The 26,080-nt window shown below is 42.9% G+C and carries 21 protein-coding genes; 11 read left to right on the forward strand and 10 right to left on the reverse strand.

What is annotated here, in order from left to right; translation table 11 throughout:
• Window positions 1-180: 180 nt before the first annotated feature.
• Window positions 181-2,787: a Fe/S-dependent 2-methylisocitrate dehydratase AcnD gene (acnD, locus tag FTV13_RS12325; protein WP_180012161.1), complete on the reverse strand. Its 2,607-nt coding sequence runs from the start codon at window positions 2,785-2,787 to the stop codon at window positions 181-183.
• Between the two features lie 748 nt (window positions 2,788-3,535).
• Between acnD and FTV13_RS12330 the strand changes: the two genes are divergently transcribed.
• The 3 genes from FTV13_RS12330 (at window position 3,536) to FTV13_RS12340 (ending at window position 7,610) form a co-directional block, all read left to right on the forward strand.
• Complete coding sequence (locus FTV13_RS12330; RefSeq protein ID WP_180012163.1) at window positions 3,536-5,698, forward strand: multicopper oxidase family protein; 2,163 nt, start codon at window positions 3,536-3,538, stop codon at window positions 5,696-5,698.
• Between the two features lie 115 nt (window positions 5,699-5,813).
• Window positions 5,814-6,539, forward strand: coding sequence for a folate-binding protein YgfZ (locus tag FTV13_RS12335; protein WP_159123690.1), 726 nt, complete (start codon window positions 5,814-5,816; stop codon window positions 6,537-6,539).
• A 273-nt stretch (window positions 6,540-6,812) separates the two neighbouring features.
• On the forward strand, window positions 6,813-7,610 hold the full coding sequence (locus FTV13_RS12340; RefSeq protein WP_180003841.1) for a tetratricopeptide repeat protein: 798 nt from the start codon (window positions 6,813-6,815) through the stop codon (window positions 7,608-7,610).
• Window positions 7,611-7,682: 72 nt separating this feature from the next.
• Here the strand turns inward: FTV13_RS12340 and FTV13_RS12345 are convergent, their stop codons facing one another.
• The 3 genes from FTV13_RS12345 to FTV13_RS12355 all read right to left on the reverse strand — a co-directional run bounded on the left by FTV13_RS12345 (window position 7,683) and on the right by FTV13_RS12355 (window position 11,150).
• A complete protein-coding gene (locus FTV13_RS12345) occupies window positions 7,683-8,609 on the reverse strand; it encodes an AEC family transporter (RefSeq protein WP_180003843.1) in 927 nt (308 codons plus the stop codon).
• Window positions 8,610-8,667: 58 nt separating this feature from the next.
• Window positions 8,668-9,777 (reverse strand): NADH:flavin oxidoreductase/NADH oxidase, encoded by a 1,110-nt coding sequence (locus FTV13_RS12350; RefSeq protein WP_180003845.1) that lies wholly within the window; start codon window positions 9,775-9,777, stop codon window positions 8,668-8,670.
• Between the two features lie 104 nt (window positions 9,778-9,881).
• The gene (locus FTV13_RS12355) at window positions 9,882-11,150 is read right to left on the reverse strand and encodes a carbohydrate porin (protein ID WP_159123686.1); all 1,269 of its coding nucleotides are present in this window, start codon (window positions 11,148-11,150) and stop codon (window positions 9,882-9,884) included.
• Between the two features lie 383 nt (window positions 11,151-11,533).
• Here FTV13_RS12355 and mutM point away from each other — a divergent pair, with 383 nt between their 5' ends.
• Together mutM and FTV13_RS12365 are read left to right on the forward strand one after the other, a co-directional pair.
• Window positions 11,534-12,394 carry a bifunctional DNA-formamidopyrimidine glycosylase/DNA-(apurinic or apyrimidinic site) lyase gene (gene mutM, locus FTV13_RS12360; protein ID WP_180012165.1) on the forward strand — a complete coding sequence of 287 codons (861 nt, stop codon included), beginning with the start codon at window positions 11,534-11,536 and terminating at the stop codon, window positions 12,392-12,394.
• On the forward strand, window positions 12,391-12,675 hold the full coding sequence (locus FTV13_RS12365) for a peptidylprolyl isomerase (protein WP_004785172.1): 285 nt from the start codon (window positions 12,391-12,393) through the stop codon (window positions 12,673-12,675). Before mutM ends, FTV13_RS12365 begins: the two co-directional genes overlap by 4 nt.
• A 99-nt stretch (window positions 12,676-12,774) precedes the next feature.
• Here FTV13_RS12365 and mscL read toward each other — a convergent pair whose 3' ends face one another.
• Window positions 12,775-13,218 (reverse strand): large conductance mechanosensitive channel protein MscL, encoded by a 444-nt coding sequence (mscL, locus tag FTV13_RS12370; RefSeq protein ID WP_180012167.1) that lies wholly within the window; start codon window positions 13,216-13,218, stop codon window positions 12,775-12,777.
• Window positions 13,219-13,370: 152 nt separating this feature from the next.
• The gene (gene typA, locus FTV13_RS12375) at window positions 13,371-15,206 is read right to left on the reverse strand and encodes a translational GTPase TypA (RefSeq protein ID WP_180012169.1); all 1,836 of its coding nucleotides are present in this window, start codon (window positions 15,204-15,206) and stop codon (window positions 13,371-13,373) included.
• A gap of 162 nt (window positions 15,207-15,368) precedes the next feature.
• Here typA and FTV13_RS12380 point away from each other — a divergent pair, with 162 nt between their 5' ends.
• The 3 genes from FTV13_RS12380 (at window position 15,369) to FTV13_RS12390 (ending at window position 19,303) form a co-directional block, all read left to right on the forward strand.
• A complete protein-coding gene (locus FTV13_RS12380) occupies window positions 15,369-16,739 on the forward strand; it encodes a uracil-xanthine permease family protein (protein WP_166139125.1) in 1,371 nt (456 codons plus the stop codon).
• A gap of 66 nt (window positions 16,740-16,805) precedes the next feature.
• Complete coding sequence (locus tag FTV13_RS12385) at window positions 16,806-17,840, forward strand: methyltransferase (protein WP_180012172.1); 1,035 nt, start codon at window positions 16,806-16,808, stop codon at window positions 17,838-17,840.
• Entirely contained in the window at window positions 17,840-19,303 is a 1,464-nt protein-coding gene (locus FTV13_RS12390) for an amino acid permease (protein ID WP_180012173.1), read from the forward strand. Before FTV13_RS12385 ends, FTV13_RS12390 begins: the two co-directional genes overlap by 1 nt.
• A gap of 55 nt (window positions 19,304-19,358) precedes the next feature.
• Here FTV13_RS12390 and FTV13_RS12395 read toward each other — a convergent pair whose 3' ends face one another.
• Together FTV13_RS12395 and omp38 are read right to left on the reverse strand one after the other, a co-directional pair.
• Window positions 19,359-19,892 (reverse strand): peptidase C39, encoded by a 534-nt coding sequence (locus FTV13_RS12395; protein ID WP_179993193.1) that lies wholly within the window; start codon window positions 19,890-19,892, stop codon window positions 19,359-19,361.
• Window positions 19,893-19,995: 103 nt separating this feature from the next.
• Window positions 19,996-21,057, reverse strand: coding sequence for an outer membrane protein Omp38 (omp38, locus tag FTV13_RS12400; protein WP_179993194.1), 1,062 nt, complete (start codon window positions 21,055-21,057; stop codon window positions 19,996-19,998).
• 375 nt (window positions 21,058-21,432) lie between these two features.
• On the opposite strand from omp38, the gene FTV13_RS12405 reads away from it, so the two are divergent.
• The 3 genes from FTV13_RS12405 (at window position 21,433) to FTV13_RS12415 (ending at window position 23,884) form a co-directional block, all read left to right on the forward strand.
• Complete coding sequence (locus tag FTV13_RS12405; protein ID WP_180012175.1) at window positions 21,433-21,954, forward strand: GspH/FimT family pseudopilin; 522 nt, start codon at window positions 21,433-21,435, stop codon at window positions 21,952-21,954.
• Window positions 21,955-22,066: 112 nt separating this feature from the next.
• On the forward strand, window positions 22,067-23,242 hold the full coding sequence (locus FTV13_RS12410; RefSeq protein WP_180012177.1) for an acetyl-CoA C-acyltransferase: 1,176 nt from the start codon (window positions 22,067-22,069) through the stop codon (window positions 23,240-23,242).
• Window positions 23,243-23,428: 186 nt separating this feature from the next.
• A complete protein-coding gene (locus tag FTV13_RS12415) occupies window positions 23,429-23,884 on the forward strand; it encodes a VOC family protein (protein ID WP_179993197.1) in 456 nt (151 codons plus the stop codon).
• Between the two features lie 52 nt (window positions 23,885-23,936).
• Here the strand turns inward: FTV13_RS12415 and FTV13_RS12420 are convergent, their stop codons facing one another.
• A complete protein-coding gene (locus FTV13_RS12420) occupies window positions 23,937-24,422 on the reverse strand; it encodes a DUF934 domain-containing protein (RefSeq protein WP_180012179.1) in 486 nt (161 codons plus the stop codon).
• On the reverse strand, window positions 24,415-26,058 hold the full coding sequence (locus tag FTV13_RS12425; RefSeq protein WP_180012181.1) for a nitrite/sulfite reductase: 1,644 nt from the start codon (window positions 26,056-26,058) through the stop codon (window positions 24,415-24,417). Before FTV13_RS12425 ends, FTV13_RS12420 begins: the two co-directional genes overlap by 8 nt.
• Window positions 26,059-26,080: the final 22 nt, after the last annotated feature.

Consider the following 26,080-nt stretch of genomic DNA (forward strand, 5'->3'; position numbering starts at 1 on the left):
TAGCTCATGAAATACGGTATTCTGATGTGACAAAACCTGAATCCTGGTCGTTAAAGTGTTTGTTTGCACTCATATTTTAACTGTTAGGACTCAGGTTTTTTTATTTAAAGCAAACTATGGGACAGCAATGGGGAACTTCCTCCTTTTTCAAAGGAGGGTTGGGGGAAGATTTAATAAAAATTAAGCCACATTCCCTTCCAAGAAATCCTGCGCAAAGCGCTGTAATACCCCACCCGCTTCATACACAGAAACCTCTTCTTCAGTATCCAGACGGCAAGTCACCGGCACTTCAATGGTCTGTTTTTTGCCATCTTCAGTCACACGCTCAATCACCAGAGTCAAAGTCGAACGTGGCGCAATATTACCGATCACGCTATATAGCTCAGTACCATCCAGCTTCAAAGTTTTACGATCTGTACCCGGCTTAAACTCAAGTGGAAGTACACCCATACCGACCAGATTCGTACGGTGAATACGTTCAAAGCCTTCAGCCACAATCGCTTCTACACCTGCCAGACGCACACCTTTCGCAGCCCAGTCACGGCTTGAACCTTGACCATAATCTTTACCTGCAACAATGATGAGCGGCTGCTTACGGTTCATGTAGGTTTCAATCGCTTCCCACATACGCATCACTTCACCTTCCGGCTCGACACGTGCTTTAGAACCTTGCTTAATGGTACCGTCGGAACGCACCACCATTTCGTTATACAGCTTCGGATTCGCCAAGGTTGCACGCTGTGCAGTCAGGTGATCACCACGGTGCGTTGCATACGAGTTAAAGTCTTCCTCAGGCAAGCCCATTTTCGCCAGATATTGACCTGCTGCCGAATCCAACACAATCGCATTCGATGGAGATAAATGATCGGTAGTAATGTTATCGCCAAGGATGGCTAACGGACGCATATTTGCCAGAGTACGCGGTGCAGCCAATGCCCCTTCCCAGTATGGCGGACGGCGGATATAAGTACTTTGCGGACGCCAGTCATACAGCGGACTTGCTGCCTGCTCACGCTCACCCAGATCGAACATCGGAATATACACTTTCTTGAACTGTTCCGGCTTCACGGACTCTTTCACCAAAGCATCAATTTCTTCATCCGATGGCCAGATGTCTTTCAGGTAAATCGGATTGCCATCTTTGTCTGTGCCTAGTGCATCTTTCTCAATGTCAAAACGAATGGTACCGGCAATCGCATAAGCCACGACAAGCGGTGGAGATGCCAGGAAAGCCTGTTTTGCATAAGGATGGATACGGCCATCAAAGTTACGGTTACCCGACAAGACTGCTGTCGCATACAGATCACGGTCGATAATTTCCTGCTGAATCTTCGGATCAAGCGCACCAGACATGCCGTTACAGGTGGTACATGCATAGGCCACGATACCAAAGCCCAGTTTCTCCAGATCTTTTAGTACGCCTGCTTCTTCCAAATACAACGCCGCTGCTTTAGAACCCGGAGCAAAAGATGATTTAACCCACGGTTTACGCACTAAACCAAGTTCATTAGCCTTACGTGCCAACAAGCCTGCTGCCACGGTATTACGTGGGTTAGACGTATTGGTACACGAAGTAATTGCCGCAATAATGATCGCACCATCTGGCATTAAACCATCCGTACGGTTTTCTACCACACCCGCAATGCCTTTTTCTTTCAGGTCAGACGTTGATACACGCGCATGTGGATTGGATGGACCAGCGATGTTACGGGTGACAGTCGATAGGTCAAAACGCAATACACGTGGATATTCTGCCTGAGTCATTTCTGATGACCACAGGCCAATCTCTTTCGCATAGGTTTCAACCAGTTTGACCTGTTCAGATTCACGACCAGTCAGCGTCAGATAATCAATGGTGTTCTGATCAATATAGAACATGGCTGCAGTTGCACCATATTCCGGGGTCATATTGGAAATCGTGGCACGATCACCGACTGACATGCTGTCTGCGCCTTCACCGAAGAATTCCAGATAAGCACCAACCACACGTTCTTTACGCAGGAATTCGGTTAGAGCTAAAACAATATCCGTTGCGGTAATGCCCGGCTGACGCTGTCCTACCAGTTCGACACCGATAATGTCTGGCAAACGCATCCATGATGCACGGCCCAGCATCACGTTCTCAGCTTCTAATCCACCAACACCGACTGAAATCACGCCTAGCGCATCCGTATGTGGAGTATGCGAGTCAGTCCCCACACAGGTATCCGGGAATGCCACGCCATCACGGTTCTGAATGACTGGTGACATTTTTTCCAGATTGATCTGGTGCATGATGCCGTTACCCGCAGGAATTACATCGACATTTTCGAAAGCGGTTTTGGTCCATTCAATAAAATGGAAACGATCTTCGTTACGGCGATCTTCTACCGCGCGGTTTTTCTCAAATGCATCCGGATCGAAGCCGCCATATTCGACTGCCAGCGAGTGATCGACGATCAGCTGGGTCGGCACCACAGGATTGACTTTAGACGGATCACCGCCTTGATCGGCAATCGCATCACGCAGACCGGCAAGATCGACCAGTGCTGTTTGCCCTAAGATGTCATGACACACTACACGCGCCGGATACCAAGGAAAATCATGTTCCTGTTTACGCTCAATCAACTGGCGTAAAGACTGTTCTAAAATCGCAGGGTCGCAACGGCGTACCAGCTGCTCGGCCAGCACTTTAGATGTATAAGGAAGTTTGGCATATGCGCCTGGCTGAATATCTTCTACGGCTTGACGCACGTCATAATATTCCAGCTGGGTACCTTGCAACGGTTTCCGGTAGTTATTGTTCATAGCTTGCCTGCCCTCTTTCATTACTCTTTTTATTCATCAAAATATCTTGATGACTTGTTTTTTAATAAAGGCATTGTACGCTGTCGAAAGTCTATTTCCCAAATCTTATAATTTTCAAAAGCTTAAATACTAAAAATGGTATTTTTACCAAAATTACTGACCCATACTTTAGAATTTTGACTCTAAATTGCATTTTTTCTGAAAAATAGGCCTAAATCTGTCTCATTCTTTAGTATGAGATGTTGATAACAGCATAAAAAATAATCAATTTCTTGGAATGAGTTTAAGGATAAATTTCATATGAAATCAAAGCTTAGAATTTTTTAATTTTAGAAATAGCTCATTTAATAAAAAACTGAATCTATATTTTTTTATTTCAGTGTTAAGCATAACTCTTAACCGAAAATGGTAAATTTCATTGCAGATATGGCTCGATGAGTGTAGGCGAAAAAATCATTTTTCAGGTTAGACATACCCCGAAATAAGTTACATTCTCAATTCCATATATTTTTTAAGACTTTCTTACAATTTTAGAAATACGTTAAATATTTATAGGACAATGATTCATAAACATGAGCTTATAAAATGCATCCCTATCTAAAATACTTTACACACGTCATTTTAGCTTACCGTCTGTCGCCCTCCCCCTAATTTGGTGATAACAGTCTGTATCTCAACTTTGTAAATCTACCCTCGAATTACTTCACAACAACAACACTCATCACAAAAGCACATAAGGGTGATTACAATGATACAACTCGCCATTCTTGGTATCGTTGCTGCAGTGATCGCTGTACTGGCAGCAAGCTGGAATGGAGGTAAAAATCCCTCCAATCCTAAACCGCCAACTCCCAACAACCCTAACCCACCTACCACTCCCAATAATCCCAACAATCCACAACCTTCTCCAACAGCACCCGATACTTTGATTAGCAATCCGCCCCTATTGCAAAAAAATTCCAAGGGCACCCATGAACTGATCGTCGCTTATAAAACCGGCAAGATTTACAATCCGAGAAATAGTACCTGGGATCAACTGTTCGTCAGAGGTTATCTCACTAATGCCAGCTTGTTTAACAAGAAAAAAGCTGGAGAGTCTGTTGAAGACCTTTTAATTGGTCCGCAGATCCGGGTCAAACAAGGTGAAACCCTGAAAATTAACCTCAATAACCAGCTTCCACCTGAACAGAAATCCACCTGCCCAGACAAAGTGGATAATGTGAATGATCCACATTGCTTTAATACCACCAACCTGCATACTCATGGCTTCTGGGTAAGCCCTCAAGGCAATAGTGATAATGTTTTCCTGAAATTTAAACCTCAGGAAAAATTTGACTATCAGTACAAAATGGAGCCGAATCATCCGGCAGGAACCTACTGGTATCACGCTCATCTGCATGGCTCAACGGCTATTCAGGTATCGAGTGGTATGGCAGGCCCATTAATTGTAGAAGGCTCAAGAACACCAAAAGTGAAAAATGGCAAAGTCACTGAAACAGGCGATATGGACATTTTATGGAAAGAAAAAAATAGCTATCCAAATGAAAACATCCTGCTATTCCAGCAAATTCAATATCGATGCTCTAACCCTGACCCGGATGTAAAATTTGACCCTCCCAACAATTGCGAAGGTAAAGGCTTAGGATTACTTGAAGATTATACAGATATCGCTAATCCTGGCTCTTGGGCCGGCCAGAACTTTTATACGTCTATCAATGGTAAAGTTTTAGGGGAGATCAAAGTTAAACAGAATGCTTTTAATCGCTGGCGCATGATTCATGGTGGTGTACGCGACACCATTGGTTTGATTATTAAAGAACTGCCAAACTCCAGTAAATTTAGCGCCGCAGACACCCTTAAAGCCTGTCTGGCATATCAGGAAGCAGATCTAAAAGAGTTTAATGAGAGTTTAAAAAGCTTACCTGTTTATACGATTGCTCAAGATGGTTTGACCATGACTCAGGTACAGCGCAGAACACTGTCTGTGTTCCAGCCTGGTTATCGTCATGATGCAATGGTTACCTTCCCAACCACCAATAAATACTGTATTTATGACTCCAAATTAAATATTGAGGATGAAGTGAATGCACCGATCCCAACGGGTCAAATTACTCCTCAACTAGCTCCAAACCACCCTTTCAATGCCCAACTACTGGGATGGGTCAATGTACAGGCAAGCAAAACAAAAGCGCAGACTCCTGCCCAGTTCCTGCAAGAGCGCGCGAAAAAAATTGGTTTAAGCAAAGAGATTCAGACTCAGTTATCCAAACTTGATCTTACTGCCTTTACCGATCATCCATCCCTAATGACTCCTGCAATTGACAAGCTGGTCGCTTCCAGACCAAAACAGTACAGTAAATTTGAACTGGCTTTCGCAAATGGTCTTAAATTTGGCTTCCGCCATAAAGAAGATGGTGACTTACTCAGTTTTGGAGATGCATTTGATGGCGAAGGATCAGTCGGTCGGACACATGCCAAAGATCCGGATCGTGAATATGTACGTCAGTTACAAATTGGGCAGACGGATGAATGGGAACTGACGACCGAAGCTTTTGGTGGCCATCCTTTCCATATTCATGTTAATCCATTCCAGATTGTTAAAATCTTAAAAACTGTCACTGGTCCTAATGGCGAATCTAAAGAAGTTGATGTGAGTGAATTAGCGCCTGATGATAATGACACAGATGATGTGCAATATCGTGGCATGAAAGGACAATTCAAAGATACCCTGTTTATCAAAGCAAACTATAAATTTATTCTTCGCAGTCATTACAAGAAATTTGAAGGTGATTTTGTACAGCACTGTCATATCCTCGATCATGAAGATCAGGGCATGATGGAAACGGTACGGGTCTGTGGAGGCAAATTCCCTTGTGATTCACCTCTGCCAACCTCGTCGCATCATCACTAATTAGACACTCCTGAAAAGGCCAATGATCCCGATTGTTGGCTTTTTTGTTTGCCTCTATTAAATGCTTGCTGCACAATAGTTTGATTGATTTTTAGTATTCAAACTGAGGCTGATCATGGCAACATCTCCTGCTTTTACCTTATTTACGCTGAATGGAGTAGATGCGCAAAAATTCCTTCAGGGTCAAGTTACTTTAAATGTCGAAACTCTGGCTGAAAACCTGACTCGCTATACAGCGATCTGTAGCTTGAAAGGACGTATCCAGTTTGGTATCTGGTTGAAAAAAATTAATCCGGAAAGCTTTGAAATTGTCAGCCCTGAAGATCAGGCAGCAGAACTGGCCAGCCATATTAAAAAGTTTGGTGCATTTTCAAAAATGAAACTGGAACAGGTTGGCCCGGTTTATCCAGTTATTAATGATATCCAGACTGATTTTGTTGAAACTGAAACGGATATTACCCTTTGGCAACAGCAAGCTATTGCTTCAGGTCAGGCTTGGATTCAAGCAACTACTGCGACCCTGTTCCAGCCACAGGAATTGCGTCTTCATCAACGTGAAGGCATTCACTATGACAAAGGCTGTTATCTGGGTCAGGAAGTGATTGCTCGCTTATGGTTCAAAGCCAAGCCAAAACACTGGTTGCATTTGATTCAAGGTACAGGTGAAGCACCTGCTGTTGCGACCAAGCTGCACAATGACGTCGAAGTGGTCAATAGCATTGGTACAGATGAGGGTTATCAGGCTTTGGTAGTTGCCAAACCTGAAGCATTGGCTGAGCTGGATGTACAAGTTCTGGAATTGCCTGAAGCTTTAAGTGGTGATGTGGCACGTCCACAATAATAACCTGTTATCTTGATGCAAAAGCCAGAATTCAATTCTGGCTTTTTTATTTTTATTAGGCTAAACAATTAAATAGACAAAGATTGACTGAATAAAACACACCTTAAACCGAGCACGCTTTTATTGATTCATCTCCTATATGATTCTCAAATAATTTGTAATTAGTCACATATTCAGTATTTACAAAGCCTGAAATCGTCTTATGATGTAGATGAAAACGACAAAAATCGCACCATGGAATTAGGTGTTAGAAAAATTAAGGTTATCGGAACAATGAAAAAATTAGTACTTGCTGCAATTCTTGCAGTGTCCAGCCAATTTGCCCTAGCAAACACTTCAAATGCCCCAGTTGACCCTCAATTTGCCAAAATTGAAGAGATGGTGAATGCCATGAATTTCAAGGGTGCCTACGATGCTTTAAGCAAACTGGCCAGCCAGGGAAATGCACAGGCTATCTATAACCTAGGCTATTTAACGCAAACTGGCCAAGGCACTGCCAAGGACGAAAAAAAGGCTATTCAGCTATATGAACAGGCTGCCAGCAAAGGTTATCCGGTGGCCAACTATGTACTGGGCAAGAATTATACCGGTGGTACTTTAGGCCTTAAGCAGGATTTGGGCAAAGCCAAACAATACCTGGAACGTGCATCGGCAGCCAATTTCGATGAAGCAACCGTAGATCTAGCTATACTTTTATTTGCTGAAGGTACAACAGCTTCTGACCAGCAGGCTTTGAAAAAATTACAGCCTCTGATTAGCAAGGGTAATATGCCGGCCATTCATGCCAAAGCCTTATATGACATCAGCAACGGCTTTAAAACCAAGAATGAAAAGCCGATCCAGCAAGGCTTGAGCAGTATTCAGGATCTGGCGAAAAAAGGCTATATCCCCGCCCTCATGGCGATTGGCAATATGTTTGCCAACGGTAGTATTGTTCCGCAAAACCTGCCTGAAGCGAAAAAGATCTTTGCGGCCCTGGCACAGGAAAATATTCCTAAGGCCAGAGAATCTCTAGCAGCAGTGGATAAAATGATTGCTGAACAGAAAAAAGCACCTGCCAAAAAAAGTTGATCAGACTTAATCAAAATAAAAAAGCTCCTATTGGAGCTTTTTTATGGGATATAGATTTGTAAGTCAGCTTGTTTAACTCCACCACAAAGTAATAAGTCCACTGGCAACCACAAAACCTGCGATAGTACTCATCAATAAAGGGGTTAAGGTTCGCTCATTGAGGCCGTATGCTTGTCCTAACATACCGAAAATCGTTGGCATAGGCAGTGCTGCAATCAAAGTCCCAGCATAGATCATTTCCTGACTCAGGTGAGTCAGTCGACTAAGACCTAGATACATCAGGATCGGCATCAGGATATTGCTGGAAAATACCAAATAGAAACTTTGCAGATTCACATATTTCAGGCTCATGCCCACGATTCCGCCACCAATCGCAAACAGCGCCAAAGGTGAGGCAGTCTGTCCAATCATGGCAAAGACCTGGTCCAGATAAATTGGCAAGCGAATTTCAAAAATCGCACAGGCCATACCCAGCATCACCCCCATAAATAAAGGGTTCTTGAACAGCATGAGAATGGTACTTTTCACAAGACTACCCAGATTGGCTTGATGTTGGGTACCGAGTGCAGCCAGGATCAACACCATCGGAATCAGGATCATGCTTTCAATGATGACCACCAGAGAGGTATAGGTCATTGCATGCTGTCCCACCAATAAAGTGAGTACTGCTGTACCGATCAATCCGGTATTGGACATTGCTGCCCCTAAGGACAGAACAGCACTATGCGAGGAGGTATTCCGGAACTGACGGTGCATCAGCCAGAAGCTGAAACCATAAAGTAATAAAGTGACAGAGGTATAGACCGCAAAGTATTCAAAATACCAGATTTCATGCAGATCTTTAGAGGCTAAAAACTGGAAGAACAGTAACGGTAAGGCCACTTTGATGACAAAGGCCCCTACCATTTCGACCTGTTCTTTTTTTAGAATTTGACATTTCACACTCAGGTAACCTAGTGCCAATAATAAAAATATGGGCACAATTACCGCAATAATCATATGAAATGTCCTGTTGTTTGAGATGCGTTATTATAAGCCTTTCTAAGAAAAAATAGCCTTAAAACGATTCAAACAACTGATTTAAGCCATGCGGTGCAGAACGTAAATATTGTGGAGAAATTGCTATTTTTTCATCCAGCGTTACTGCGGCATGCCAAGGCCAGCGTGGATCATAAAGCAAGGCACGTGCAATCGCGATCGCATCAGCCTGTTTATACTCCAGTATGCCTTCTGCCTGCTGTGCATCGGTAATCAAACCCACAGCAATGACTGGAATATTCACGTCCTTTTTAATCGCTTCAGCAAAAGGGACCTGATAATTCGGATGCACATCAATTTTCTGATCTACATGTAAACCTGCACTCGAAACGTGAATATAGACTGCACCCAGTTTCTCCAGTTCTTTGGATAGTTCGACTGAAGATTCTACATCCCAACTTTCTACGCCATCCATCCAGTCCGTTGCTGAGATACGAACACCAATTGGAAAACCTTCTGGTACGGCGGCTTTTATTGCTTCAAATACTTCAAGCGTCAGACGAATACGGTTTTCAAATGAACCGCCATATTGATCCTGACGATGATTCGATAACGGTGACATGAACTGATGCAGTAAATAACCATGTGCTGCATGTAGTTCAATCAGTTCAAAGCCAGCTTCAACCGCCCGCTTTGCACTGGCTGCAAAATCCTGAATTACTTGCTGGATTTCATCAACACTTAAAGACTTAGGTGGATGTTCATGAGTCTGGAAAGGAATATCACTGGCAGAGACAGTTTGCCAACCGAGTGAATGATCTGGGGCGAACTGCCCTTTGCCACCCCAAGGTTTATCTGTAGAAGCTTTACGGCCTGCATGTGCGAGTTGAATTGCAAAAGGCATTGGAGAAATTGACTTGACCTTTTGCAATAAGGTTTTGATCTGGCTGGCCTGCTGGTCATTCCAAAGCCCTAAATCGGCATAACTGATGCGCCCTTCAGGCTGTACAGCGGTGGCTTCCACAATGCAAAGACCTGCACTGGATAAGGCATAATTGGCCCATTGTTGTTCATGCCAGTAAGTGATTTCACCTTGCTCGGTTGCAGAGTACTGACACATCGGGGCAATCACAATTTTATTTTTAAGTTGCAATGATCCAAACTGAACCGGCTGAAATAGTAGTGACACGCGGTATTCCCTCTTTTTGTGAAGTGGCTTTTCAGAACTTTTTACCAAAAAATAAAAAACAGGCTCTGATGAGCCTGTTTATTTATAACGTGATTAAATTCTTTTTAGAAGATCACTCGTGTAGTCAAACCTAACACCAATGCATTATCCACTTGATTGCTAGATCCCGGATTTATAACGTATTGCAGGTTTGGACGTAGCATCAGCCATTTTGTTGCGTTATAGCTGTAGTTGAGTTCGATATTGTATTCGGCACTCGCATCATAAATTGGACGTGAATCTGCAAAGCGGTCATTTACATGTACACGGTTAACCGCTAAACCCAATATATCATTCGGCTGGCTATCCACCAGACCAATATATTTCAGACCCAACTGTTGTGAATTATCTACTTTATTGGTATCACGATCATGCCAGGTAAAGTTAGCGAATGAGTGTAAACCCTGACGGTCATTACCCGTTGAAGTCAATTGCTGCTCTACAGCTAACCAGCCCGCAAAGGTGCGGTTTTTTCCTTCACCTGTCGCAACATCTTTCTGGTTGGCAACATCATCAGCAGTGTTATACATACCGCCTACACGATAGCTGCCAGGCAAACCATTTACCAATGATTTTGGTGTCCAGATTACTTCTGCAGGAATGGTCACACCATCAGCATTGTCGGTATCCAGACTCCAGCCCTGACCTTCGGCTTTGGCATTACCATTATCTGGATTAAATTCATAAACACCGACTTGTACAGCAACTTCAGGATTTAACTGCTGTTTTACACGTGCACCCCATTGTGCGACTGGGGTATTCATCCAGATATTGCCCTGCCATTTACCCATCTGCGCAGCACAGAATGCTGTACTGGCAAAATCACAAGCCATCACGTTAAAGTCCATACCCAGACCCAGACGACCAGCTTTAATACTCAGACCTTGATCCTTATAGTTCTTTTCAATTGAAAGTTCGGTTAAACGGCTGTCCTGGTTACCACGGCCAAATGTTCCTTGCACATTAGCCATATGCGGTACTGTTTGAGATACTTGTAAATCACGTACCGATGTACTTTGTCCCTGACGTGCAGTCGCAACTGCACGAACCGTTACGCCATCCCAACCTGCCAGTTTTTCCATGTCTAACTGTGTACCTAACCATAACTGTGCAGAAGTTAGAGGATCAGCCCCTTCATTACGTCCGCCATCAGCCAGATATGCTGTATCTGTCAGCAAGTTTGCTTCAAATTTGACACCTTGTTGAGCAAGTTCAGTACGTTTTCCATTCCAGTCACCTAATAGGTACTGTCCTTGAGAATCAAATGCAGACTCAGCCTGCGCAGAGGTCATGGCTGCCATCAATGGCAATAAAGCTAGACTTAACTTTTTCATATAAAACCTAAACATATGGAGAGAGTAAAGGCAGCCTGATGCATGCCCTGTATGACTTGATACAGAACGTTACATAACTTTTCACTTAAAAACGCAGCAATTTTTTTATTATTAGTAAAACTTTGAGTTATAAGAAAAGATATTTTATATAACAATAAATTCTATAGAATTTATATTTTTCAGTAAGTTAAATACTAAAAATCAAACAATATACTTCCTATTTTTATTATTTGGATCTGAAACCATCTCAATATTAAAGTTTATTTTTTAACCAATTGTTAAAATATTTTTGAATGTCCTGCTTATAACTTCTATTCAAACAGGACTTGCATTCAGACTTAAAACGCCCAATATTAGCCTCATGATATTAGCTGCTAAGTGTTATGCCTGAATTACCCGAAGTTGAAACCACCAAAACCAGCCTCCTTCCCCTTCTTAATCAGCAAGTGCTAAAAGTTGAAGTGCGTCAGCCTAGTTTACGTTGGCCGATTCCTGATGATCTCGCGCGTCTGCAAGGACAGCGCCTGATTCAGCTTACGCGTCGTTCCAAATATATTCTGGCGCAATTTGAACAGGATACGATGCTCTGGCATCTGGGTATGTCAGGCAGCTTTCGCTTGTGTGAAGCCAATGAAGAATTGCGCAAGCATGATCATCTGATTATCCAGTTTGAAGAGATCCAGCTGCGTTACCATGATCCGCGCCGTTTCGGCTGTATTCTCTGGTTAGACGCTCAATCACAAAGCAAACTGATTGATACGCTTGGGCCGGAGCCATTAAGCGATGCTTTTAATGCCGAATATCTATTTGAAAAACTAAAAAATAAAAACGTTGGCACCAAAGTTGCAATTATGGATAACCATTTCGTGGTCGGCGTAGGCAATATCTATGCAACTGAAAGCCTGTTCAATATGGGTATTCATCCAGCCCAGCCAGCCTCAAGTTTGAGTTTCGAACAGATTGAAAAACTGGTGGTTGAGATCAAGCGTATTTTAAAACAGGCGATTGACTTAGGTGGTTCTACCTTACGCGACTACACCAATGCTATGGGAGAAAATGGTTATTTCCAGCAGACGCTGTTGGCTTATGGCCGTGCAGGAGAAATGTGCGTGAACTGCGAAACGACACTAGAAAATATCAAGCTCGGCCAGCGCGCATCCGTCTATTGTCCTGAATGCCAGCCGCTAAAAAAGGTAAAGCTTTCACCTAAGCGTGTGGCTGCTGTACGAGGTAAGAAATCATGAAGACTGCGATTGTCCGTCATATTCTGGTGAAGGATAAAGATACGGCTGAACAGCTTAAGAAGAAGATTCTGGCAGGTGCAGATTTTTCTAAGATTGCCAAACAATATTCGACCTGTAACTCTGCCAAACGTGGTGGTGAACTCGGTGAAGTAAAAAAAGGCCAACTTGTTCCAGTGATTGATAAACTGGTCTTTACTGCTGCAGAACATGTTCTACATGGCCCAATCAAAAGTCAGTTCGGTTTTCATTTGGTCGAAATTAAGTTTCGGATGGATTTTTAATTCCTTTAGGGTTCCCTCTCCTCTCAGGAGAGGGTTAGGGAGAGGTCAGAAAATAAAAAAACGGCGCTTATACGCCGTTTTTTTATTTACTCCAAAAGCTTAAGCTTCCGGACATTTTTTTAGCTCATCACGAATTTCACGTAACAATGCAATATCTTCCGGAGTCGCTTCAGGTTCAGGCGCTGCTTCTTCTGCTTTATCACGGCGCAGTTTGTTCATCAGTTTCACCAACCAGAATACAACCCATGCCAATAACAGGAAGTTAATGAGAATGGTCAAGAAATTACCATAAGCAAAGACATTCAGACCGGCTGCCTGTGCTTCAGCCAGATTGGTCACATTATTTGGATTATCGCCTAACACGACAAACCAGTTAGAGTAATCAACATCACCACCCAAGATCCAGCTCACGACAGGCATGATGATATCTTTCACCATAGAATCGATAATTTTACCAAAAGCACCGCCAATGATCACACCCACTGCGAGATCCATGACATTGCCTTTTACCGCAAATTCTTTAAATTCTTGAATAATGCTCATAAAGTCACCAGTATTTTTATGCAATTTTGTGATGGATTATACATTAGTTAGGGATTTCTATTTAAAACTAATTTATTAAGTGTATGTAATTTCTACTCAATAAAAAAGCCGCTGAACTGATTCAGCGGCTTTTTTCGTATGAGTGACCGGTCTTATTTAGAACGGTTACGTTTACGTTCGTTTTCAGTCAGGTAACGCTTACGGATACGGATTGACTTAGGTGTTACTTCAACTAGCTCGTCATCTTCAATGAATTCAAGCGCTTGTTCTAGCGTGTATTCAAGGTTTGGAACAAGAGTCAATGCTTCATCAGTACCAGACGCACGTACGTTAGTTAACTGTTTCGCTTTAGTTGGGTTAACCACCATGTCGTCAGAACGTGAGTTGATACCTACGATCATACCTTCATAAACTTCTAACTGTGGTTTAGCAAACAGACGACCACGGTCTTGAAGTGTGAACAGTGCATAGCCCAGGCAAGTACCTTGAACCATAGAAATCAGTACACCGTTTTGACGTTTCGCAACAGTACCTTGTTTAGCAGGACCGTAGTGCGAGAAGCTTGAAGTCATGATACCAGTACCAGAAGTCATGGTCATGAATTCAGAACGGAAACCGATCAAGCCACGTGAAGGAACAGTTGCTTCAATACGGATACGGCCTTTACCGTCCACTTCCATATTAGTCATTTCGCCTTTACGGTGACCCATTTGTTCCATTACAGAACCTTGGTGCTGTTCTTCAACGTCAAACGTTACGTTTTCGTACGGTTCTTGCATTTGACCGTCGATTTCTTTCATGATCACTTGTGGACGTGATACACCAAGCTCGAAGCCTTCACGACGCATGTTTTCGATCAGTACAGAAAGGTGAAGCTCACCACGACCAGATACTTTGAAACGGTCAGGACTGTCAGTATCTTCAACACGAAGTGCTACGTTGTGGATCAATTCGCGGTCAAGACGCTCACGGATATTACGTGAAGTTACGAATTTACCTTCTTTACCAGCGAACGGAGAGTTGTTCACCTGGAAAGTCATAGACACAGTCGGTTCATCTACAGAAAGTGCTGGAAGCGCTTCAACATTTTTAGGATCACAAATTGTATCTGAAATGTTCAGTGCATCGATACCAGTTACACAAACGATATCACCTGCAGAAGCTTCTTCAATATCAACACGTTCTAGACCATGGTAACCCATGATTTTCAAGATACGGCCGTTACGGGTTTTGCCTTCTTTGTCGATCACACTCACAGGAGTGTTTAATTTCACTGAACCGCGCTGGATACGACCAACACCGATTACACCTACGAAGCTGTTATAGTCCAAAGATGAAATTTGCATCTGGAATGGACCGTCAACGTCAACTGCTGGTGGCTCAACGATGTCTACAATTGTTTGGAACAATGGAGTCATGTCGTCAGCAAGTTCTTCTGGAGAAGGACCAGCAACACCACGAAGACCAGAAGCATAAACTACTGGGAAGTCTAACTGTTCGTCAGTACCGCCAAGGTTGTCGAACAGGTCGAATACTTGGTCGATTACCCAGTCTGGACGCGCACTTGGTTTATCAACTTTATTGATAATTACGATTGGTTTCAAACCACGCGCGAACGCTTTTTGCGTTACGAAACGGGTTTGTGGCATAGGACCTTCTTGTGAATCTACAAGAAGCAGTACGCAGTCAACCATCGACATTACACGTTCAACTTCACCACCAAAGTCGGCGTGTCCCGGGGTGTCCACGATGTTAATACGGTATTCTGTATCTGTACGTTTATCTAACCACTTGATTGCAGTGTTTTTTGCAAGAATGGTAATACCACGTTCAGATTCTAACGCGTTCGAATCCATGACACGCTCGATCTCACCCGCGCGATCACCGAGAGCACCTGATTGTTGCAAAAGTTTGTCTACAAGAGTGGTTTTACCATGGTCGACGTGCGCGATAATGGCAATGTTACGGAGAGTTTTAATATCTGACATGTAAATTCGATACGTTTTAAATTTGAGGGCAAATTATACAGAAAAATACAAACTTTTGACAGTGACTGTTTGTAGAGAGCGTCAATTTTTTTTCCAATTACTTTTGTAATGACGTGTAACTCGATTAGAATAGCGCCACCCAGCCTTAATTTGCATTGACACATGTCTGATTTTAATCAATCTCCTCTTTCTAAAGATCAACTTGACCTTGTCTACGGCCTTGAAGATCGTCCTAAACCGTTTATCGCATTTTTAGCCGCATTCCAGCATTTATTGGCCATTATTGTCCCAATTGTAACGCCAGGTTTACTGATCTGTCTGGCATTGGGTGTGTCTAAAGAAGACACCAACATGATCTTGTCCATGTCTTTGGTGATCTCTGGTATCGCAACTTTCTTACAATCCAAGAAAGTGGGTCCCTTTGGCGCAGGCTTGCTGATTGTTCAGGGTACAAGTTTTAACTTTATTGGCCCAATCATCGGGATCGGTTCAGCGATGGTCGCTGCAGGCACACCGGTAGAAGCGGTGATGGCTTCGATCTTTGGTGTAGTGATTGCAGGTTCATTTATTGAAATGGGCGTGTCACGCATTTTGCCATGGGTGAAGAAACTCATTACTCCACTAGTAACGGGTATTGTAGTTCTATTGATTGGTTTAACCTTGATTAAAGAAGGTCTGATCAGCATGGGTGGTGGTTATCAAGCCATGGGTGACAAAACTTTCGCCAATGCAGATAACCTGATCATGTCATGTACCGTTCTGGCATTAATTATTTTACTGAACCGTGTGCGTATTACCTGGGTAAAAAGCTCAGCAATTCTGATTGCACTGGTTGTGGGTTATATCCTTGCCGGCTTTATGGGTCATCTCAACTTTGATGGTTTAAAAGATGCACCTCTGGTTCAGATTCCTACCCCAATGCATTTTGGTTTAAGCTTCTCATGGAGCTTATTCATTCCAATGGCATTCATTTACCTGGTGACTTCACTAGAAGCCATTGGTGATATTACCGCAACATCAAAATTATCGAATCAGCCAGTGGATGGTCAAACCTGGATGAATCGCATTAAAGGTGGTGTATTGGTAAATGGTGCTAACTCCCTACTTGCAGGCTTATTTAATACTTTCCCAAGTTCAGTTTTCGCACAAAATAATGGTGTCATTCAGCTGACTGGTGTAGCTAGCCGTTATGTCGGGATCTGGATCGCAGCACTCCTCGTGATTCTAGGTCTACTGCCTGCTGTTGCAGGTGTGATCCAAGCCGTTCCTCAAGCTGTGCTTGGTGGCGCAGTGATGGTGATGTTTGGTGCAGTCGCTGCATCTGGGATTAATATCCTGTCTGGTATTCACTTAGACCGTCGTGCCCTGCTGATCATTGCAATCTCGCTTGCACTTGGCTTAGGCGTTGCACAGGTACCTCAGATTCTGGAACATCTTCCTGAATTATTCCGTAACATCTTTAGTTCCGGTGTTGCGACAGGCGGTATTGCAGCCCTCATATTGAATATTGTACTTCCTGAAGTAAAGAAGTAATTTCATGTCCAAAGAACACTGTCTGGGTTGGACTCGGACAGTGTTTTTTCTATTGGAGAGAGATCTATGGATCCTAAAAGCGAAGTTTTATTAAGACAATATGATTATTTGTCTGGTCGCGTATTGCTGGTAAATGCCCCGACCGATGAGCTTCTTGCTGAATGTGGTGAATCTATCCAGCCCTTTGTTTGGACATGGAATTATAATGATTTTCAATATTTCCAGTCACAGCAGGCTCAGATTCATTTCGGTGCAGAATTTCCTGATCAAGAATTTGATCAGGCGGTTATTTTCGTACCTAAATCAAAAGAATTATTGAATTATCTGATTCACAATATTGCAGCCCGATTAAAACAAGGCAGCAGTGTCTTTCTTGTGGGTGAAAAGAAAGGTGGCGTAGAGCGTGCGGCAAAGCAGCTACAGGCTTATGGTAAACTCATCAAGCTCGACAGCGCACGACATTGCCAATTGTGGCAATTGACTCTAGACTGCACGGTCGAAGCAAAAGCGTTGGCAGATTGGGCACAGACCTATACAGTGGCCACACCAAAAGGTGATTTGCAGATTTGTGCACTTCCAGGTGTATTCAGTCAGGATCATCTGGATGTAGGAACAGCGGTGTTCTTACCCTATTTATCTCAGGTGACCTCAGGCAAGATTGCCGACTTTGGCTGTGGCGCAGGTGTGATCAGTGCTTATTTAGCCAAACTGAATCCTGAGAACCGTATTTTTGCTCTGGACGTAGATGCCTTTGCCTTGGCTTCTACCCAAATGACATTTGAGAAAAATCAGCTCAACCCTCAGCAGCTGGAAATTAAAGCTGTGTCAGGTATTGAAGATGCACCGCTTTTTTTACATGCCATTGTCAGCAATCCTCCTTTCCATCAAGGAATCCAGACCAATTATGCGGCCAGCGAAACTTTATGCAAGACTTCGCGTCGTCATCTCAAGTCTGGCGGTGAATTATGGATTGTGGCAAACCGTTTCTTAAATTATCCAATTTTAATTGAACAAAGTTTTGGCCAATGTACAGTCAAAACTGATCAACAAGGTTTTAAAGTGCTCTTCGCCAGCACTCAAAAAAATGCTAAGGAATCATGATGAGCGAAACTCAGAACAGCGTGCAGCTGCAGCGTAAGCTTGGTGCTCGTCATCTCAATATGATCGCGATTGGCGGGTCTATCGGTACAGGTTTATTCCTGGCCTCAGGTGCGACTATTGCCAGCGCAGGCCCGGGTGGCGCACTTCTCGCCTATGCCCTGATTGGCGTAATGATTTATTTCTTGATGACCAGCCTTGGAGAACTTGCGACTCATAATCCGACCTCGGGCGCATTCTTTACCTACGGTACCAAATATGTCGAAGGTGGTTTCGGTTTCGCTTTAGGCTGGAACTACTGGTACAACTGGGCGATTACCGTTGCCTTTGAACTGGTTGCCGTACAGTTCATTATGAAATTCTGGTTCCCTGATATTCCGGGCTTTTACTGGAGTGCGATCTTCCTCGCGGTGATCTTTGGGATTAACGCTCTCACAGTAAAAGGTTTTGGTGAATCAGAATTCTTCTTCTCATTAGTGAAAGTTCTGGCAATTATTGCCTTTATCATCATCGGGATCTGGATGATTGCCAAGATCATGCTCACACCGGGTGTTTCGGCATTTGCAAACTGGAGCGTAGGTGAAGCGCCTTTTGTAGGCGGTTTCCAGGCCTTGATTGGTGTTGCCATGATTGCCGGATTCTCATTCCAGGGAACCGAGATGGTTGGTGTAGCCGCTGGTGAATCTAAAGATCCGCAGAAAACCATTCCTGTCGCAATCAAGCAGATCTTCTGGCGAATCTTGCTGTTCTATATCGTGTGTATTTTCATTATCGGTACATTGGTTGCTTATAATGATCCGCGTCTCTTACAGGCAGCTGCAACAGAAGATGTTGCCCTTTCTCCCTTCACTTTATTGTATGAGAAAGCAGGTTTTGCTTTTGCAGCCAGTATGATGAATGCGGTAATTCTGACTGCAATTCTGTCTGCAGGTAACTCAGGCATGTATTCTTCGACCCGTATGCTGTTCGATATGGCGCGTAAAGGCAGTGCACCTAAGCTGTTCGCCCATCTGGATCCACGCGGTGTACCGATGAATGCCCTGTATGCGACCACGGCGATTGCGGCACTATGCTTCTTGACCACATTCTTTGGCGAGCAGGAAGTCTTTAACTGGTTGCTGAATATGTCAGGTATGTGTGGCTTCATTGTCTGGCTCGGGATTGCGATCTCACATTACCGCTTCCGTAAAAGTTATCTGGCTCAAGGCTATCAACTTGAAGGTCTGGCCTATAGAGCTAAATTCTTCCCGTTCGCGCCTTGGTTTGCCTTCGTCCTTTGTTCAATTGTTGTTCTAGGTCAAAATTATCAAGCTATCCTAGATGGTGAGTGGTTGGCTGTCCTTTCTACTTATATCGGTATTTTATTATTCCTGGTGATCTGGCTGGGTTATAAGTGGAAATATAAAACCAAACTGGTTTCCTATCAGGAGATGGATGTTCGACCGATGAATATTGAAAAAGACTAAGTTCTCACCTTTATTAAAAAAGCAGCTCAAGTAGCTGCTTTTTTATATTCTGAAATCAGCTATGACGCATGACAAAATTACGGTCATCAATCACGATGACTTGCTGACAAATACCTTCTACTCGACGCTGCTGTTCGAAAACTTCTTTAGACATAGCATTAAAACTATCAAAGAAACTGATTTCTTTTTCATTGATTTCATAAATTAATGAATGGTTCCCTACCCCTTCCAGCGTATCGTAGAACACGATTACAAAACGGCCTTTATCTACTGATTTTTGAATATCTGTATAAGAAAGTGGATATTCATGAACAGACACTTTGAGTTCTTGTGCTTTTTGATAAAACTGGATTTCAAGCGGCTGTTTATCGGGATCAGTTTCTGTAAAAAATTCAACATCAAGCCCTAGTGTTTTAAGTGCAACAGCGAGTGCAATACTTGAAGCTCCCATCTCATCATTATACTGTGTCAATTGCACCAGATCAGGAATATGCAGATCTATTCCATAATGATGAAAGATCATCCAGATTGCATATATACCACTATTAGCTTCCAGACTTTGTAAGTCTTGAGGGAGTTCTATACTCATGCTTTAACTCCAAATCAGTTTCGAGCAGCAAGTGTATGCAAAAAACAGCCATAAAAAAAGCGACTCAAAGAGTCGCTTTTTTTAATCACTGTTCAATAACGAATTATTGAGCAGCTGGTTGTTCAGCTAGAACAGTACGGCTACCAGTGATTGTCGCGAATACACGACGGTTCATAGCACGACCTTCTTTAGTGTTGTTGTCAGCAATCGGTTGATCCCAAGCGAAACCTTGAGTAGACAAACGAGATGCATCTACGTTGTATTCGTTAACAAGTGCAGATTTAACAGAGTTAGCACGAGCTAGAGATAAACGTTCGTTCAATGCACGTGGACCAGTGCTGTCTGTGTGACCTTCGATACGAGCAGTTGCGTTTGGATATTCAACTAGCTTCTCAGCAACTTTCGCGATTTCTGGTTTGTATTGGTCTTTGATGTTTGATTTATTCGTATCAAAGAACACGCGAAGTTCCATGTTCAGGTCTTCAGTCAACTCTTGTGGTGCTGGAGCTACTGGAGCTACTGGCTCAACTGGAGCAACTTCTACAACGTCAGCAGCTGGTTTCAAACGACCACCTAAAACTACGTTAAGACCAGCAAGTGCTGTATAGTTCCAGAATTTTTCGTCAAAGTGATAAGTACCACGAGCTTCAGTACGTAGCGCTAAAGCATCGTTGATGTGCCAGAATGCACCGATACCAGCATTACCTAGTGTACCTTCTTCTTCAAAACCACGACCAGTACGACCTAAAGCAGTTTCTGAAGCACCGTCAAACTCATATTTGTAGTGACCAGCACCTAACAATGCATATGGCTTGATTTTGCTGTCATAGTTGCCAGTAAATACGTCAGAAGTTGCATAGAAATTACCTGCAATGTTCTGGCCTTTGTATTCAGCACCTGGTAGATCTCGCATATCGCCTTTAACTTGGCTATATTCAGCTTCAAAACCTAACCATGGAGTTAGTTCAACACCAATTGCAGCACCAACAAATAGATCATCTTCCATTTCACCAGAAGTTGTTAGTTCGCCATCATCACCGCCATTGTTGTGTTGGGTGTCTTGCCAAGTATAACCTAACATTAATGGAGTAACAGTTACGCCTGCGTTTGCAGCAGCAAAAGGAGCAGCTACAAGCATTGCTAAAGCAATACGACTCATTTTCATGGATTTATCCTCCAGAGATAACAATTGTTGTTCAAGCTCAAGCCTTCTAATAGGCCATTCTGAGATAGGCTTTTTTTACCCCAGTGTTATTTTTAAGCTATTCACTGCGCATCATACAAACACTTTATTATTTTTCCAAGTGCTTGATTAATCTAATCAAGTAAATTATTGACAAAATTACTTACAATTTCCGTTGTAATTCAGTAATTTTTTACTCAATTTTTTGTTGTGAATCGCCTATTGTCATTGCCAATTTATTTTTAAGCGCCTTTTTGAATTTTGAGTAAGGCATTGCTTACTCGCTCAATTAAGCATAAAAAACGCACAATTAATAGCATGTTTCAAATAAAAATAATATATAAATCAGGTAACTCTATGTATAAAAAGATAACAAGAGCGTTCACTATTGTTGAGTTAATTATCTGTATTGCCCTTATCGCAATTGTGGTCACAATTGCCTTGCCTTACTTTCATGATTATTTATCCAAGCAGGAAGCCAAAAATATTCCGATGAAACTTACAGCAACCAATCGTTATGCACGCAGCCAGGCAGCTGTGTTTCACCAGAATATTGTGATTTGTCCCAGTCAAGATTCATTAACCTGCCAAGCAAACCAATGGAATAAAAATTTGCTGGTATTTATTGATAAAAACCGTAATCGTCAAGTCGACAATGACGAACAAATTTTACACATTGAACAACTTAATCTTAAATACGGTAACTTGAGTTGGCGAGGTGCTTTAAGTATGCCGAACGTAACTTATCAAGCCCAGACGGCTTTACCAATTGGATCGAATGGCAGCTTTTATTATTGTTCTACTCACCTTTCGTCCCAGCAACGTATTGTCTTGAATAAAATGGGACATATCCGAATCGAACATATGGCTTCCTGTTAATAAAACCCTAGAGTCTATGATTTATCCAGATTAGGACTTTAATCCTGTACTTTTTTCAATATACTGCTTAGGTTCGAGAAAAAATGATCAAAACTTATAGGGAGATATAACAATGACTGACATCGTAATTGTCAATGGCGCACGTACAGCGATGGGCGGCTTTCAAGGCAGCTTGGCTAGCGTTACTGCACCTGAACTGGGTGCTGTCACCATCAAAGAAGCGATTGCTCGTTCAGGCTTGCAGCCAACCGATATTGAAGAAGTCATTATGGGTTGTGTACTCCCGGCAGGTTTAAAACAAGGTCCTGCTCGTCAAGCGATGCGTAAAGCGGGTCTGCCTGATTCTACAGGTGCCGTCACCATCAACAAATTATGTGGTTCAGGCATGAAAGCAGTTATGCAAGCGGCAGATATGATTAAGGCAGGTTCTGCAACTTATGTGGTTGCAGGTGGGATGGAATCCATGACCAATGCGCCATATGTATTGCCAAAAGCGCGTGGCGGTTTCCGTATGGGTCATGGTGAAATCAAGGACCATATGTTCCTGGATGGCCTGGAAGATGCCGAAACTGGTCGCCTGATGGGCTCATTTGCTCAAGATATGGCGAATACAAAAGGCTATACCCGTGAACAGATGGATGAGTTTGCGATCCGTTCACTGAAACGTGCTCAAACTGCAGTCAATGAAGGTTACTTCGCTGATGAAATCGTGCCAGTCACTGTTTCCACCCGTAAAGGTGATGTCGTAGTTGATAAGGACGAACAACCTTTCAATGCCAATATTGATAAGATTCCAACTCTTCGTCCTGCTTTTGCAAAAGACGGGACAATTACGGCAGCAAATGCCAGCTCAATTTCAGATGGTGCCTCTGCCCTTGTTCTGACTTCAAGCGACAATGCAGCAGCTAAAGGTTTAGCGCCTTTGGCTAAAATCATTGCTTATGCTTCAAACTCCCAGCATCCATCTGAATTCACGATTGCGCCAGTGGGTGCGATTCAGAAAGTTCTGGATAAAACTGGCTGGAAAGCTGAGGAAGTTGACCTTTGGGAAATCAATGAAGCGTTTGCTATGGTCACCATGTGCCCAATGGATGAGTTCAAGCTTGATCCTGAAAAAGTCAACATCAATGGTGGTGCATGTGCGCTCGGTCACCCGGTTGGTTCTACAGGTTCACGTATTATCCTGACCTTGATTCATGCATTGAAACGTACAGGCGGTAAACATGGTATCGCTGCGCTATGTATTGGCGGTGGTGAAGCAACTGCGGTCGCAATCGAACTGATCTAATTCTTTTATAATCAATTCGTAGAGAGGGCTTTTATAGCCCTCTTTTTATTTTATAAATATTTCATTTTTTTATTATCTATCCATAAAGTAAATTCTTTTAATTACATTTTCATAAAGCTTCTTTATCAATCAGATTCAATTCAGGGCGTAAATTAAAGGGATTCAGAATAAGAAAAGGAATCCTGCATGCGACTTAATCACTATCTCAATTTCCAGGGTGAAACCGAAGCTGCCTTTACCTTTTATCGTTCGGTATTTGGTGGCGAATTTTCCAGTCTAACCCGTTATGGAGATACGCCTGGACAGCAAGGAATTGATTTATCAGATGAAGAAAAAAATCTGATTTTGCATATCTCACTTCCAATTAATGAATACACAGAGCTCATGGGCTCTGATATCAATGACAAACTCTGTACTGAAAATACACCAGCATTTAGTAAGGGTACTAATCACTATATTGCGATTATTTTAAGTGCCAATGAACAGGATGAAGCCAAACGACTCTATGAAGCTTTATCGGTGAATGGTCAAATCGAAATGCCTTTAGAAAAAACCTTTTGGGGTGCGCTTTATAGTGCCTTTACGGATCAATTCGGAGTGCAATGGATGATTAACTGCCTACTTGAAGAACGTGCACCCTAAGATTTAAATATAAAAAAGCCTCCAGATGGAGGCTTTTTTAGTTGAAGGTGAATTAAGCCCCAGTTTGATAATTCGGCGTCGGTACTGCTGTAGAAGCTTGGTAAGGATTGGTAAAATCACCCAAACCTGCAGCGGCTTCCTGAATATCTTTACCTTCTTTAATGACAAAAGTATCGAAACCAGAACGCTTCATGTAGTTCAAGACATCTTTGAACACATCACCAGTCGCACGCAGCTCACCCTGGAAACCTTGACGGCGAAGCAATGCAGCAAATGAATAACCACGGCCATCATTAAAACCTGCAAACTCAATAAAAATAGCATCAAGTTGGTCTAGTGGGAATTCATTGGTTTCAGGTGAAGCATCAACCGTTAAGTACAATGCTTTTTTACCAGAAATATTGGCAATCTGGTCTAACTGCTCTACAGTCAGAACCACATCACCCTGTGGCAATACACCCTCTTCATCAATTAACTGGTAAGTGTTATCTGCAATTGTGCCATCTTTAGAGAGCACTTGTAGTGCGGTATTAAGCATATGCGCGCTCCTTGAATGGTTGAATGCCGACACGACGATAAGTATCGATAAACTCTTCACCGTCCTGACGCAAGTCAAGATAAGTATTCAGAATTTCTTCTACGATATCCGGCACCACTTCTGCAGCAAATGATGGCCCAAGAATGTCACCAATAGAGGCATCATGATCCGCATTACCACCTAAAGTGATCTGATAGAATTCAGCGCCTTTTTTATCTACACCCAGTATTCCGATGTTACCTACATGGTGATGACCACAGGCATTCATACAACCTGAAATGTTCAGGTCCAGTTTACCCAAGTTGTAAATGGTATCCAGATCATCAAAACGGCGTGAAATCGCTTCAGAAATTGGAATGGATTTAGCATTTGCTAATGAACAGAAGTCACCGCCTGGGCAGCAGATAATATCAGTCAAGAAACCGATATGTGCACGTGCCAGGTTATGCTGATCCAGCGTCTGCCACAATTCGAACAGGTCTTTTTGTGGTACATCTACCAGCGCAATATTTTGCTCGTGAGTCGTACGCAGTTCACCGAAGGTGTACTTGTCTGCAAGATCTGCAATCAGGTTCATTTCCTCAGTGGTCACATCACCCGGTGCAATGCCTGCACGTTTCAGTGAAATCGTGACAATACGATAACCTTTCACTTTATGGGCATTGGTATTGATGTTGAACCATTGCTTAAACTTCGGATACTGAGCAAACAGCTCTGTGAAGTCTTCATCTGCATAATCCTGGTAATCAAATGGAGTAAAGTTTTCATCCATTCTCGCCAGCGTTTCAGCATCAATCTTCAACGTTTTAACAGTATGTGCAAATTCGGCTTCAACTTTCTCAGCAAAGACTTCAGGCGTCAGAGCTTTTACCAAGATTTTGATACGCGCCTTATATTTGTTGTCGCGACGGCCGTGCAGGTTATAGACACGTAGTACTGCTTCAAGATAAGCAATCAGGTCTTCACGTGGTAGGAAGTCACGAATAAAACTACCAATTACTGGCGTACGGCCCAAGCCACCACCGACTTTAATTTTATAACCGATTTCTCCAGCTTCATTTTTTACGATATAGACACCGATATCGTGGAATGAAGTTGCTGCACGGTCAATCTCTTCCAGCGAAGATACCGCAATCTTGAACTTACGTGGCAGGAAAGCAAATTCCGGGTGGAAAGTTGACCATTGACGGATCAATTCACAGGTCGGACGTGGATCTGCAATTTCACCTGCCACCACACCTGCATACTGGTCAGTGGTAGTATTACGGATACAGTTCCCTGAAGTCTGGATCGCATGCATTTGCACGGTTGCCAGTTCAGCCAGCATATCAGGCACGTTTTCTAGTGCAGGCCAGTTAAACTGGATATTCTGACGGGTTGAAACGTGTGCATAGCCACGATCATACTCTTTCGCCAGATCAGCCACTTTACGAAGTTGTTTAGAATTCATCAGGCCATAAGGTACCGCAATACGCAACATAGGCGCATAACGTTGTACATAAAGACCATTTTGAAGGCGGAGCGGACGGTATTCATCTTCCGTCAATTTGCCCGCTAAATAACGTTCCGTCTGGTCACGGAACTGTGCAACACGTTCATTAATCAGTTGCTGATCGAAATCAGTATATAAATACATGGCGTACAGCTAGTAGTTTCTA

The organism is Acinetobacter sp. YH12235 (assembly GCF_013417705.1).
In the GTDB taxonomy this organism is placed as follows: domain Bacteria; phylum Pseudomonadota; class Gammaproteobacteria; order Pseudomonadales; family Moraxellaceae; genus Acinetobacter.

What these genes read in the sequence shown, in the direction of transcription:
- acnD (WP_180012161.1), bottom strand. Translation starts at nt 2,787, where the DNA reads ATGAACAATAACTACCGGAAACCGTTGCAAGGTACCCAGCTGGAATAT.
- FTV13_RS12330 (WP_180012163.1), top strand. Translation starts at nt 3,536, where the DNA reads ATGATACAACTCGCCATTCTTGGTATCGTTGCTGCAGTGATCGCTGTA.
- FTV13_RS12335 (WP_159123690.1), top strand. Translation starts at nt 5,814, where the DNA reads ATGGCAACATCTCCTGCTTTTACCTTATTTACGCTGAATGGAGTAGAT.
- FTV13_RS12340 (WP_180003841.1), top strand. Translation starts at nt 6,813, where the DNA reads ATGAAAAAATTAGTACTTGCTGCAATTCTTGCAGTGTCCAGCCAATTT.
- FTV13_RS12345 (WP_180003843.1), bottom strand. Translation starts at nt 8,609, where the DNA reads ATGATTATTGCGGTAATTGTGCCCATATTTTTATTATTGGCACTAGGT.
- FTV13_RS12355 (WP_159123686.1), bottom strand. Translation starts at nt 11,150, where the DNA reads ATGAAAAAGTTAAGTCTAGCTTTATTGCCATTGATGGCAGCCATGACC.
- mutM (WP_180012165.1), top strand. Translation starts at nt 11,534, where the DNA reads ATGCCTGAATTACCCGAAGTTGAAACCACCAAAACCAGCCTCCTTCCC.
- FTV13_RS12365 (WP_004785172.1), top strand. Translation starts at nt 12,391, where the DNA reads ATGAAGACTGCGATTGTCCGTCATATTCTGGTGAAGGATAAAGATACG.
- mscL (WP_180012167.1), bottom strand. Translation starts at nt 13,218, where the DNA reads ATGAGCATTATTCAAGAATTTAAAGAATTTGCGGTAAAAGGCAATGTC.
- typA (WP_180012169.1), bottom strand. Translation starts at nt 15,206, where the DNA reads ATGTCAGATATTAAAACTCTCCGTAACATTGCCATTATCGCGCACGTC.
- FTV13_RS12380 (WP_166139125.1), top strand. Translation starts at nt 15,369, where the DNA reads ATGTCTGATTTTAATCAATCTCCTCTTTCTAAAGATCAACTTGACCTT.
- FTV13_RS12385 (WP_180012172.1), top strand. Translation starts at nt 16,806, where the DNA reads ATGGATCCTAAAAGCGAAGTTTTATTAAGACAATATGATTATTTGTCT.
- FTV13_RS12390 (WP_180012173.1), top strand. Translation starts at nt 17,840, where the DNA reads ATGAGCGAAACTCAGAACAGCGTGCAGCTGCAGCGTAAGCTTGGTGCT.
- FTV13_RS12395 (WP_179993193.1), bottom strand. Translation starts at nt 19,892, where the DNA reads ATGAGTATAGAACTCCCTCAAGACTTACAAAGTCTGGAAGCTAATAGT.
- omp38 (WP_179993194.1), bottom strand. Translation starts at nt 21,057, where the DNA reads ATGAAAATGAGTCGTATTGCTTTAGCAATGCTTGTAGCTGCTCCTTTT.
- FTV13_RS12405 (WP_180012175.1), top strand. Translation starts at nt 21,433, where the DNA reads ATGTATAAAAAGATAACAAGAGCGTTCACTATTGTTGAGTTAATTATC.
- FTV13_RS12410 (WP_180012177.1), top strand. Translation starts at nt 22,067, where the DNA reads ATGACTGACATCGTAATTGTCAATGGCGCACGTACAGCGATGGGCGGC.
- FTV13_RS12415 (WP_179993197.1), top strand. Translation starts at nt 23,429, where the DNA reads ATGCGACTTAATCACTATCTCAATTTCCAGGGTGAAACCGAAGCTGCC.
- FTV13_RS12420 (WP_180012179.1), bottom strand. Translation starts at nt 24,422, where the DNA reads ATGCTTAATACCGCACTACAAGTGCTCTCTAAAGATGGCACAATTGCA.
- FTV13_RS12425 (WP_180012181.1), bottom strand. Translation starts at nt 26,058, where the DNA reads ATGTATTTATATACTGATTTCGATCAGCAACTGATTAATGAACGTGTT.